Source organism: Psychromonas arctica, assembly GCF_036697365.1.
GTDB lineage: Bacteria > Pseudomonadota > Gammaproteobacteria > Enterobacterales > Psychromonadaceae > Psychromonas > Psychromonas arctica_A.
Genome location: NZ_JBAHZA010000007.1, coordinates 82,041 through 94,336, shown reverse-complemented (window position 1 = coordinate 94,336; position 12,296 = coordinate 82,041). Strand labels below are relative to the sequence as shown.

11 protein-coding genes and 1 pseudogene are annotated in these 12,296 nt (G+C 37.2%); 2 read left to right on the top strand and 10 right to left on the bottom strand.

The annotated features are described in order from the left end of the window. The first annotated feature begins 93 nt into the window (after positions 1 to 93). Positions 94 to 1,896: a DNA helicase RecQ gene (gene recQ / locus V5290_RS09900; protein ID WP_333385059.1), complete on the top strand. Its 1,803-nt coding sequence runs from the start codon at positions 94 to 96 to the stop codon at positions 1,894 to 1,896. Positions 1,897 to 1,938: 42 nt separating this feature from the next. Here the strand turns inward: recQ and V5290_RS09895 are convergent, their stop codons facing one another. The 6 genes and pseudogenes from V5290_RS09895 to V5290_RS09870 all read right to left on the bottom strand — a co-directional run bounded on the left by V5290_RS09895 (position 1,939) and on the right by V5290_RS09870 (position 7,711). Continuing rightward, the gene (locus tag V5290_RS09895; protein ID WP_333384803.1) at positions 1,939 to 2,901 is read right to left on the bottom strand and encodes a metal-dependent hydrolase; all 963 of its coding nucleotides are present in this window, start codon (positions 2,899 to 2,901) and stop codon (positions 1,939 to 1,941) included. A gap of 129 nt (positions 2,902 to 3,030) precedes the next feature. Further along, positions 3,031 to 3,384 (bottom strand): hypothetical protein, encoded by a 354-nt coding sequence (locus V5290_RS09890; protein ID WP_333384801.1) that lies wholly within the window; start codon positions 3,382 to 3,384, stop codon positions 3,031 to 3,033. Between the two features lie 252 nt (positions 3,385 to 3,636). Beyond that, complete coding sequence (locus V5290_RS09885) at positions 3,637 to 4,059, bottom strand: META domain-containing protein (RefSeq protein WP_333384798.1); 423 nt, start codon at positions 4,057 to 4,059, stop codon at positions 3,637 to 3,639. 101 nt (positions 4,060 to 4,160) lie between these two features. Further along, positions 4,161 to 6,283, bottom strand: a pseudogene (locus V5290_RS09880) (RelA/SpoT family protein). A gap of 89 nt (positions 6,284 to 6,372) precedes the next feature. Continuing rightward, positions 6,373 to 7,221 (bottom strand): deoxyribonuclease IV, encoded by an 849-nt coding sequence (gene nfo / locus V5290_RS09875; protein ID WP_333384795.1) that lies wholly within the window; start codon positions 7,219 to 7,221, stop codon positions 6,373 to 6,375. Between the two features lie 145 nt (positions 7,222 to 7,366). Further along, positions 7,367 to 7,711 (bottom strand): hypothetical protein, encoded by a 345-nt coding sequence (locus V5290_RS09870; protein ID WP_333384792.1) that lies wholly within the window; start codon positions 7,709 to 7,711, stop codon positions 7,367 to 7,369. 75 nt (positions 7,712 to 7,786) lie between these two features. Here V5290_RS09870 and V5290_RS09865 point away from each other — a divergent pair, with 75 nt between their 5' ends. Then, on the top strand, positions 7,787 to 8,023 hold the full coding sequence (locus tag V5290_RS09865; protein ID WP_333384789.1) for a DUF3624 family protein: 237 nt from the start codon (positions 7,787 to 7,789) through the stop codon (positions 8,021 to 8,023). A gap of 28 nt (positions 8,024 to 8,051) precedes the next feature. On the opposite strand, the gene V5290_RS09860 is transcribed toward V5290_RS09865, so the two are convergent. The 4 genes from V5290_RS09860 to yihI form a co-directional block, all read right to left on the bottom strand. Beyond that, positions 8,052 to 9,158: an anhydro-N-acetylmuramic acid kinase gene (locus V5290_RS09860; protein WP_333384787.1), complete on the bottom strand. Its 1,107-nt coding sequence runs from the start codon at positions 9,156 to 9,158 to the stop codon at positions 8,052 to 8,054. A 3-nt stretch (positions 9,159 to 9,161) separates the two neighbouring features. Further along, on the bottom strand, positions 9,162 to 10,529 hold the full coding sequence (gene hemN, locus V5290_RS09855; protein WP_333384784.1) for an oxygen-independent coproporphyrinogen III oxidase: 1,368 nt from the start codon (positions 10,527 to 10,529) through the stop codon (positions 9,162 to 9,164). 231 nt (positions 10,530 to 10,760) lie between these two features. After that, on the bottom strand, positions 10,761 to 11,240 hold the full coding sequence (locus V5290_RS09850; RefSeq protein WP_333384781.1) for a DUF2489 domain-containing protein: 480 nt from the start codon (positions 11,238 to 11,240) through the stop codon (positions 10,761 to 10,763). A 12-nt stretch (positions 11,241 to 11,252) separates the two neighbouring features. Further along, on the bottom strand, positions 11,253 to 11,825 hold the full coding sequence (gene yihI, locus V5290_RS09845) for a Der GTPase-activating protein YihI (protein ID WP_333384778.1): 573 nt from the start codon (positions 11,823 to 11,825) through the stop codon (positions 11,253 to 11,255). Positions 11,826 to 12,296 lie beyond the last annotated feature (471 nt).

Below are 12,296 nucleotides of genomic sequence, written 5' to 3'. Positions count from 1 at the left end.
AATTTAAGCTGAAATATTTATGTCACTGATTTACAATGTTCGCCCTTTTTCCCGTTTCTATGATCAATAGGTTGCTATATTTTGAGTCAGAATATGACTAGTCCTGCACAGAACGTCTTGTTAGATGTCTTTGGCTACAGCCAATTTCGAGATGGTCAAGAAACGGTTATCAATGAATTAATCGCAGGACGCGATGCTTTAGTGGTAATGCCAACAGGTGGCGGTAAAAGCTTATGTTTTCAAATCCCTGCATTAGTGCGTGAAGGGATATGTATTGTTATCTCTCCATTAATTTCTTTAATGAAAGATCAGGTGGATACCCTGCAAGCTTGCGGGGTCGCAGCAGCCTATTTAAATTCAACACTTTCTTATCAAGAACAAAATGAGATTATCAACGCTTTACATCAGGGCCGTTTAAAACTCCTATATGTCGCTCCTGAGCGTTTATTACGTCAAGATTTTATCGCGCGATTACAACATTTACCTATTAACTTATTTGCGGTGGATGAAGCGCATTGTATTTCCTCTTGGGGACATGATTTTAGGCCTGAATATGCACAATTAGGCCACCTTAAAGAATATTTTCCTAATATCCCTTTAGTCGCTTTAACAGCGACTGCTGATCATGCAACACAGCAAGATATTCTACAGCGCTTACAATTGCAGGATCCATTAATTGAAATCCGTAGTTTTGATCGGCCTAACATCGAATACTTATTGATTGAAAAATACCGTCCATTAACGCAATTGTTTAATTATTTAGATCAGCATAAAGATGAAAGCGGTATTATCTATTGTACTAGCCGTAAACGTACCGAAGAAATAGCCGGTAAGCTTGCAGCCAAAGGGCTTAATTCTCGTTGTTATCATGCTGGGCTTCCTCTAGAGGAGCGTCAACATGTTCAAGACCTATTCATTAAAGATGAAGTAGAGATTGTAGTCGCGACAGTAGCCTTTGGTATGGGAATTGATAAACCTAATGTACGTTTTGTAGTACATTACGAAATCCCGAAAAATATCGAATCTTATTATCAAGAAACCGGGCGTGCTGGGAGAGATGGGTTACCTGCACAAGCTATGTTATTTTACGACCCTGCCGATCCTGCACGCATTCGTAGCCTGTTAGAAAAGAATCCTAATCAAGAGCAGCTTCGCATTGAGCTGCATAAACTTAATACTATGGTGGCCTTTGCTGAAGCACAAACCTGTCGTCGTAGAGTGGTATTAAACTATTTTGGTGAGTACAGTCCTAAAGCTTGCGGGAACTGCGATATTTGTTTGGATCCACCACAAAGTTATGATGCAACAGTAGATGCACAAAAGATTTTATCCTGCGTTTATCGTACAGGGCAACACTTCGGTATTACACATGTCGTTGAGGTATTACGTGGTGCACAAACAGCACGTGTTAAGAGTTTAGGGCATGATCAGTTATCAACTTTTGGTATCGGTAAAGATAAGTCCACAGAACATTGGTTTAGTATCGCTAGGCAGTTAATTCATTGCGGTTTATTGATGCAAAATTTAACGCGCGGCTCTGCGTTACAGTTAACAGAAGCTGCTCGAACCGTATTGAAATCAGAACAAGCCTTAATGCTTGCCGTACCTCGATTACAACTTGTTAAAACTACCGCGAAGCAAAAACGCCGTAGTGTTTCTGCAAATGCAGATAGTAAATTATTTGCTAAACTACGCCATTTACGTAAACAGATTGCAGACCAAGAAAATCTACCTCCTTACGTTATTTTTAGTGATGTATCTCTTTCAGAAATGAGTGAAATGATGCCAACCAACGACTCTCAATTTCTATCAATCACTGGTGTAGGGCATATTAAATTAGATAAATATGGTGAAGAGTTCTTATCTGAAATTAAACAGTATGTGGACACTCTTTAGGGCTTAATTATTTAACAATAATAGTCTATCAAATCATCAAGTTTACATTTGATATAACTCTAATAGCTTTGCCCAGTCAATTTCAGGTTGTGCCATTTTTTCAGATAAGATCGGCTGCCATTGCTGTTCATCTTTCGCTAAGCTAAATGCAAAAGGGTAATAGGGCGTTAATCCAACACGTAAATCTGTTGCAATTAATCGACCTTCTTGTTCAGTAAACTGTAAAAATCCACCACTAAACCATTCTAAACGTTGTAACTCAGTTGAGTTAAAGCCATTTAATAGGTTACGACCATTATCAAAAGGCTGCCAAGATAGCGGCTGTTGATTAAAAGCATGTGTAAAGCCTACATAATATTTATTATCTTGGTAACTAATAACTCGCCATAACAAGGTATTAAAAGGTGTAGGAGAAATAAATATTTCACCACTCTGTGCGATAGGATCCTGTTGTAATTGCATCTTAATTTGCATACGTTGTGCTTGGCTTTGCACCAGATACAAGCAACTTATCCCTAACATAATAGCATTGACTCTTTGCCACCTTATTGCCCTTGGTTTAACCCATAATCCAACACCCCCAATTAAAAGAGGTAAAGTGTAAAGAGGATCAATAATAAAGATACTTGACCAAGAAACAGGCGGAATATTGATTGGCCACAATAATTGTGTGCCGTAAGTAGTAAATGCATCGAGTAAAGGGTGAGTAATCAATGGCAGAAAGATTACTAGGAATAGGGCCTTGTTATCAGTTCTTAGTGTCGGTTTTACTAATAAAGCTAAATAATAAATAGCAACACTTAAAGCACTTAGTACTAGTAAAGAGTGGCTGAATCCACGATGGAAAGTAAAATCTTGAATTGCCGTCTGGTAGCTTAATAATACATCTAAATCAGGAAGAGTACCTAAAACTGCACCTGCAATTAATGCTTTGCGGCCAAAAGGCTTAATACCGACAATACCAGCAACACTAGTGCCTAACGCTATTTGAGTGATTGAATCCATGTTTACTCTTTTTGGTAACAACTAAAAGACTAGTGTAATGCAATCGCGATTAAGCACCAATCAAGTTGACATAAAATCGACAGGATCAGCTTTTATTTTTATAACCCCCTAAATATACATAAACTATATTTATTTAAAGTCATTTAGACGTGTTAATACTGCATTAAATACAGCAGGAGCAACAGTTTTCTCAATATCATTCAAACTATTTTTTTTAAAAGTTTCACTGAGAAATGCACATAAATAAGTTAATGGGGCGTGAGCAAAAAGTTTAGGATTCGATAAATAGTCACAACCTCTATGACTCATCCAAGCTGCGTTATCTTCCTGATCCATAAAATGACCGCGCAAAATAACACTTTGTAGTTTTTCTAAAAGTTGGTGGTAATCAAAATAGTCACTTTCAAAGTCACCTTTATAAGATGCAATCAGGTTAATTGTGGCTTGCTTAGGTAAATTATTAAGTTGGTGTATATTACTCATTTCGAACCTCTCATTACGTTATTTGCGTATTAAAAAAGCTGAAAAATATCAGACAACAGTTAAAAATTAGCACATCTTTATGACGTAATTGTTATTGGAGGTTGTAGTTTTGCAGAAACAAAAGTGGTGTTATTGGATTAGTGTGAGTGAGGTCACTACTTTAAAGTAAATCGGAAAGGAAGGTAAACGGTAAAGCTAATAACTCTCAGTTAAGTCGATTGTAAGCAGGCAAACAATCGACTTTATGACTCACTATTTAATTAATTGGTAAGTTAGCGAGTGTTTGTTGTTTCCGATGATTAACGAATCATTATCAACCATCACATTTGACCAATCACTAAGGACGCTTGTTACATCCATTTCAACACCATTCTTTAGTTCATCACACATTTTTCTTGTGTTAGCCATTTTGCTGATGCGTAATTGATTATCACTGAATTCTGCTGTGCCTACGAAATTGTTACAGCCTAAATTACCGGTACTTTTGTTGGTAGGATCAATCATTAATGTACTATTGATTACGGTCGCTAATTGGATATTATCAACGTGTGTTAATTTCCAATTGTGCTGTAACTGCTCTATCTTGACTTGTTGCGGTATTATTTGTGTTTCTGCAGTACAAGCACCCAAAACTACACTACTCAAAATAAGTGTAATTGCTTTAACAGTTTTCATAATATTTAATCCATTTAATATGTAGAGATTGTTTATTATTAATAATATAAATGATACTTGTTCTTATGTGAAGTAATTGATTTAAGTACCATTTTTCTTAGTTATTTTTTATTATTTCGCTTAACAGTTTTCACGCCGGTTAATTTCTTAATTTGGCGCATAATACGTGATAAATGTATGCGATTAATCACAGTTAAAGTCACGTTAATTGAATAGATTTGGTTCGTCACTGCTGTGGTTTGTAAATCTATAACGTTAGCATTACTTTTTGCTATCACATTGAACATTTTTGCTAAGCCAGCTTATGATTTGCCATTTGAATAACCAGATCACAGGAGTATTCATACTGGTTCATAAACTTCATATCCCATTCGACAGCGATATACTTATCAAGTTCATTTTCAAATCCATTTACATTATGACAGTTCGTTACATGGACAACTAAGCCTTTACCGCTACTCGTATGGGCTACGATAGGGTCACCTGGCAATGGTTTACAGCAGTTAGCATAAGACAGCATTATATCTTCCGCACCTTTAATAGCGCTTTGGCGAATATTTTGTTTATGCTGTGATTCTGTTAACTCTCCTGCATTACCACGCAAGCGTCTAGCAATGATTAAGCTGAGTAATTTACCGCTACCAATTTCATGTAATAAATGGTTAAAACCATCTAGGTGATGATCGGCAATTACCTTGTCGATATTCTCTTGTGGGATATCCGTTAAATTAGTGGCATTCAATGCTTGTTTTAATAAGCGGCGACCTAATGGAATCGTCGTTGTTTGCGGTAACTGTTTAAGGTAGTTACGGATACTGTTTCTAGCTCTATGTGTCGCTGCAAAGTTTAACCATTCGGGGCTTGGGCTGGCCTCTTTACCAGTGATGATCTCAATAGTTTGGCCACTTTCCAGTTTCTGGCTTAATACTGAGTACTCATTATCAACTTTGGCCCCAATACAATGATGGCCAATATTGGTATGAACTGCGTAAGCGAAGTCTACTGCAGTCGCAAAAGCAGGCAATACGATAATTTTACCCTGAGGGGTTAATACGTGAATATCGTTTTTACCTAATTCTTGTTTAATATTTTCTAATAAAACAATAGAGTTAGTGCTGTTATCTTCCTGTTCTGTTAAACCTTGGAACCAGTTACGTGTTTGGAGTTGTGCTGCAATATTAGTGGTCTTTTTACCTTCTTTGTAACTCCAGTGTGCCGCAATACCATGTTTTGCTACTGCATCCATATCTTCAGTTCGAATTTGGATCTCGATATTCACACCTTGATGGGTGATTAAAGTGGTATGCAGTGACTGGTAACTATTGGTTTTTGGTAGGGCAATATAATCTTCAAAGAACTCTAATTTTGGCTGATATAGGTGGTGTATTTGACCTAATACGCGATAACAAGTATCTAAGTCTTTAACAATAATTCTAAAAGCGTATACATCCATTACATCATGGAATTGGCAGCCTTTCTTACGCATCTTTTTGTATAAGCTGTAGAGGTGTTTTTCGCGACCTATTACTTGTGCGTCGATAGACATCGAGTTTAATTGCTCAGAAATTTCATCACAAATACTTGCTATGAAATCTTGACGATTACCGCGAGCCTTAGCAATAGCTTCTTTTAATACATGGTAACGAGCTGAGTTCTGCGCTTTAAAGGCAAGTTCTTCAAGTTCATTTTTTAAATGATGTAAACCTAGACGGTTTGCTATTGGTGTAAAAATTTCAAAGGTTTCTTGGGCGATACGTTGTCGTTTATCCAAACGTAACGAATCAAGAGTACGCATATTGTGTACGCGGTCAGCTAGCTTGATTAACATTACTCGGAAGTCTTTAGACATAGCGATTAGCATTTTGCGTATATTTTGCGCTTGCGCCTGTTCGCGATTTTCAAAATTGAATTTATCTAGTTTAGTAACACCTTCTACAAGCTGTGCCACATCTGGATTAAATGCTTCTGCTAATTCTTCATGTGTAGTATCGGTATCTTCTAGTACGTCATGCATTAGGGCTGCAGAAATAGCTTCATAATCAAGCTTCATACCGGCAAGAATTTCAGCCACTGCAACAGGGTGAGTAATATAAGGTTCACCACTTGCTCTTTTCACACCGTCATGTGCCGCATACGCATAATGATACGCGCGTTCGACAAAGGCAACATGCTCTTCTGTCATATAGGTTTGAATAGATGCTTTTAGTGTTTGGAACATGAATATTACTTTCCTTATTTTAACGTTACTTTAGTAGCATAATCGCAGTTTAGTGAGTTTCAAAGTATTTAATGCCATAAAGCAACAAATAGCGGTTAATCCGCCGCTGACCACTGTTTTAAACGGCTTATCTCTTGTGGCCATAAACTTTCATCAGTGGTTTCTAAAATCAGTGGGATCTCATTAAAGCGTTTGTCTTTCATTATAAATTCAAAGCAGTCCCAACCAATTTCACCTTCACCTAGTGGGGCGTGTCTATCAACACGACTAGCAAAAGGAACTTTGCTGTCATTAATATGCATTGCTCGTAAATATTCAAACCCCACGACATCTGAATATTCTTTAAACGTTGCTTCAGTCGCTGCCATACCACGCAAATCATAACCTGCGGTAAAGGTGTGGCAGGTATCAATACAGACTCCAACGCGTTGTTTATCATCAACTTGTTCAATGATTTTCGCTAGATGCTCAAAACGATAACCTAAGTTAGTGCCTTGACCTGCAGTATTTTCTATAATCGCTGAGACCGAACTGGTCTGTTGTAGTGCAATATTGATCGACTCTGCAATACGTTTTAAGCAATCATTTTCAGATAGTTTTTTAAGGTGGCTACCTGGATGAAAATTTAACAGAGTTAACCCTAGCTGTTCGCACCGCTGCATTTCGTCTAAAAATGCATTACGAGACTTTTCTAATGCTTCTGTTTCTGGGTGACCTAAATTAATTAAATATGAGTCATGAGGTAAAATATTTTGGCTTTGGATTTTATAGCGCATACAGGCTGCTTTAAATTTACGGATCGTGTTGTCGTCAAGTGGTTTGGCATCCCAACGTCGTTGATTTTTAGTAAATAAAGCAAAAGCTGTTGCCCCGATATCATGGGCATTTTTAGGGGCATTAAACACGCCGCCAGAGGCACTAACATGTGCGCCAATATATTTCATTCATTAAGCTCTTAAATTTAAGTGGATAACCAGTATATCTAATGGTTACTGTAGGTCAAACGGTAAACGACTTAAGCTGTTATTTATTATGATAGGGGGCAATAGAGGTGTTTAAGAGGGCCAGTAGGTACTGAGATAGTCTATTTTAAATAGGGAGCTCTGTTTGGCCATTATTTAATGGTTTTTGTGTAGGTGGCGATGAAATAGTGCTGTTATTGAGTTCTGTGTTATTAGTAGAAGGTACTGTTTGGGTTTGCTCTGTAGTTTTCTGTTTAGGAGTCGCTGTTTTCTCTGAGCTTGTCGTTTTGTTAAGTTCACTACCGATGCTATTAAAATTTTCAATAGGCTCAATAAAAGTGTTTTTTAATAGACCCTGTGTACCGTTGTTGTGTGGAACTGCTGTGTCACTTTTAATGGTTGTTGTACTTTTTTCTTCTGCTTCTACAGAAAAGATCAACAGGGTAAATAAGAGGCTGATAAAATAAGGCATAATGTCTGCTCATGAGTAAATAGTGGATAAATATTAATCAAACTAGCCTTAATTAACAAGTTATAGGGGAATCAAATGGCTTGTAATCGCTGTATGAGTACTGTTTTTAAAGAAAAAATTGGCCGCTGTCAGCAGTGCATGATGATTAATTTATTGCTGTTGATTGTTTTGTCTAGTATCTATTTACTAGCAAATGTTAAGCAATGGTTAGCGGTGCAACAGGTAGCTTTTTTGATGTTTCTTTTGTTAACCGCTCTCTTAATGGGATTACATTTAATCGCTTGGTGTTATTACCGCTTAACGGAAAAATAATATAGGTAGCATGGGTGCTAACAATTATTTATGGCAAATAAACGCAGCCTAAAATTGCATCTCTGCTTGCACCTGTTACTGCTTTCAAAGGGACTTTTTTCTCTAGGATTCTTTGTTCTGCTAGCCAAGCAAAAGCCACTGCTTCTACATACATTGGATTAATCGCTAAAGCCTCAGTGGTATATACTTCGCGATTAGGTAGTAATGTACTTAAGCGTTGCATTAATAATGGGTTTAAGGCGCCGCCGCCACAGACGTAAACCGATCCATCTTTACTTTGTAATTCAATTTGATCGACTATGGTTAACGCAGTGAACTCAAGTAAGGTACGCTGTACGTCTTGTGCTTGGTAGTTTTGATTTTTTATTTTTTCCTTTAACCAAGCTAGGTTGAATTTTTCTCGCCCAGTACTTTTAGGGGCAGTTAAGGCAAAATAAGGATCGGCTAATAATAAACTCAATAGAGAGTGATTGACGGCCCCGCTGCTAGCAAACCAAGCACCTTTATCATAGGTTTTTTGATGATGTAAGTTAATCCAAGCATCCATTAACATATTGCCTGGACCTGTATCATAACCAAAGGCATGTTGAGTGCCATTCAACACACTAATGTTAGCTATTCCACCTATGTTTAAAATAATTCGTTGTTGATCATTTTTTGCAAATAAAGCTTGGTGAAAAGCAGGTACTAAAGGAGCACCTTGACCACCATAAGCCATATCCATTCTTCTAAAGTCAGCAACACAGGCAATTTGTGTATATGCTGCTATCACATTTGCATCACCAATTTGTTGGGTAAACGCGACTTCAGTATCCGGTGAATGGTAAATAGTTTGCCCATGGCTACCAATAGCAGAGATCGAAGATGCCTGAACATTTTCACTTTTCAGCAGACTATTCACTGCTTCTGCACAGGCAACAGCGAACTGATGGTCTACTTCACCTAATTGGTGCAGACTAGCGTGCTTTTCATTGCATATTGAAAGCAATTTTTGGCGTAGATCTGGTGTTAATTCGATTGCTGTACCAGCTTTTTGCACAAAGCTACCTTCATTGCGTTCACATAGCGCAACATCAATCGCATCTAAGCTAGTGCCCGACATTAATCCTAGGTATAAACGTGGCGTTTTATTCATTAATTAAATGACTCGAGAAAATTGTTGTTGGCGTGCTTGCTGACGCAAATAAACATCAAAGCACATACAAATATTACGGATCAAAAGCTTACCCGTTGCTGAAACTAGAATCTGATGTTTATCCATGGTGATTAGTTTGTCCTCTAAAAAAGGCGTTAATAACTGCATATCATGTGCAAAGTAATGATCAAATTGTATCGTAAATTGTTGTTCGATAGTGGCTTTGTTTAGACTAAAGTTACAGATTAATTGTTTGATCACTTCACGGCGAATCAAGTCATCTTTGGTTAATTGAATACCGCGCCATTGCGCATGACCTAGTTCTTCAACTTGTTGGTAATAATCTTGTAATTTTTTTTGGTTCTGGGAGTAACAATCGCCAATCTGACTGATTGCTGAAACGCCCATGCCTAATAAATCAGCTTCTTGTTGTGTGGTGTAACCTTGAAAGTTACGATGTAACTTACCTTGTTGTTGAGCGAGTGCAAGTTCATCATCAGGTTTAGCAAAATGATCCATACCGATAAACTGATAGCCCGAGCTGGTTAAAAATTCGATTATTTGTTGTAACATGGCTAGTTTTTCTGCTGGTTTAGGCATTTCATTTTCATTAATTTTACGTTGAGCTGCAAATAAACTAGGCATGTGTGCGTAGTTAAAGACTGATAAGCGAGCTGGATCTAAAGTAAGAACTTTTTGTAGGGTATAAGCAAAGCTTTCTTGATTCTGTAACGGTAAACCATAAATCATATCAAGGTTAATAGACTGAAAGCCTTGTTGTTTTGCACGAGTTAATAGTTGTTCAATAAAGTTTTCATCTTGTTCTCGGTTCACCGCTTTTTGTACCGCTTTATTAAAGTCTTGGATCCCTAAGCTCAAGCGATTAAAGCCTTCCTTTGCTAAATGGTCTATGGTGCTTAATGCTATTTCTCTCGGGTCAACCTCAATACTTAACTCTGCATCTTCGGCAAAATTAAAATGTGTTCGCAGTAATGTCATCAAGCGAGTTATTTGCGCGGGTAATAAAAAAGTCGGCGTACCACCACCCCAATGGAGTTGGCTGACTATTCGATTTTTCATTTGTGTTGCTTGATAAACAATCTCTTTTGCTAAGTAATCTAAGTACTTATCTGCTTTCTCTTGATGACGAGTAATGACCTTATTACAACCACAAAAATAACAAAGCTTATGACAAAAAGGGATGTGAATGTATAAAGATAAAGGGCGCTCCGGATATTGCTGAGTTGCTGCAGATAAATCGGTTTGATTAAAGCTTTCGTTAAACTCTAAGGCTGTTGGGTATGAGGTGTAGCGTGGACCACTATAATTATATTTTTCAATCAGGGCTTGATCCCAAATCAGCTGTTGCATCTGTCACTCTCTTTTGTGCTTTAATTATGAGTAGTGTCAGAATAACAATTAATTAGCACTCCTTTATTGCGCTACATCAGTTGCTTAGGCAATAAAAAGTGCTATTTATTGATAGGGGAGAACTAAATAATCTCAATACGGGATAAGAAAAGTGAGTCACACATCTATTTATACGGATGTTTACAGTAAATTATTGCTTCAATAATTTGCCTTCATTAATCAGAATTGATGTTAAATAGTAAACTCTGCGAGTAGAGCACTTTCTTTAATGATTGCCTCTTCCATCTCAGCTTCAAAAAGTTCGCGTCTCACGTCTAATATTTTGATCTCTTTTACTGGACGTGCCTTACGCTCTTCATGCGTAGGCATATCTTTAACTTTTTCAAACATAGCCGTTAAAGCAGGGTAATCTCCTGCAATATCAACGGGTTTTTCAAGTTGTAGCGTTTCTAATAGTACTGTTAAGCGAATCGCTGCTTCTGATACATTACATTGCTTTTGCATAGTCGCTTTGGCAATAAAACGAATACTTTCTACAATATTATTATTTCGCTCTTGAACTTTTTGTTGTTTAAATTCCGCCTGTGCTTGTTCCGCTTTTAAGGCGCGTGCTTTATGGGTTTTAATTTTGTTAAGCAACATGCCAGCATAAAAAGCCAAGGCTAAAATAACGACAACAGCGACAACTGCTAATATCATACTTGTATTCATATTAAGGTTAACCTATCTAAATTCATCCAATGCAGAACTTGCGTCTTCAAATTGTTGTAATAAATCTTCTTCGCCTTCATCGTCCACCCAACCTAATTGTTTCATTAGTTCTTGATGGCGTTTCAGTTGTTGATCAACCCAAGTTTGATCTTCTTTCGATAAAGGTTGGTCAGTTTCAGCTTGCTCTAAAAGATCATTTAAGCGGTCATCATTTTCGATATTCGCCAGTTCTTTCTCTGGTGAAATTTTGACAGGTGCCTTTTGTGGAGCCGGTGCGCTTTTCACCACTTTTACTTTTGGTTGCATATCGATTTTAGGTTTAACCGCTTCTTGCGGTTTATCGTTAAGCGTCAGTGCAACTGGTTTTTTGCTTCCAACTCGTTTGTCATTTTTTGCTTGGCGTTGACTCTGTTGTGTACCTTGTTTGCTTTCAACTGCGTTACGATTGCCGGCTTTATTACCTTTTAATTTTTCTTTACGTTTCTTTTCACGTGCTTCTTTTGCTTGTGTTGACGTTTCTTTTCTACGGCCATCAAATTTAGCGTCACTGTTACCCGCTGTACGGCTTTTTTTAGAACGAGACATGTTTATAGTTACCTTTAAATATCAGTTTTTACCTTAATGTTATTAGTACATTCAATTACATTAAGAGAAGTGGTGTTTGTACACCAAAATTTGGGGTGTTGATGGTGCGCAGAATAACAGGTTTGTAGGGTGCTTAGCAATCAAGCTTCCTTAATCAATCTTCATTTTTCAACAGTTAAATCTATGCTACTTGGAATTCTATTTAATGAGTCGTTTATATGTGTAAAACAGAGCGTTGGATTCTTTTTGTTTAATGAGCGCTAAACATAAGATTTTTATCGTCTTTCGTTTAACGATGAAATATGGCTGAGAGCATGATTGGGAGATTTTATTATATGGAATTTGAGTGCAATAAATTTTCAGCATCACTGAATTTAATTCCTAAAGTTTGTTGAATTAGGCGTGCTATAATGCGCACAAATAAAAACCGTCATAAGATAGTTTTTCAAGAATATAATAAATTGCTATATA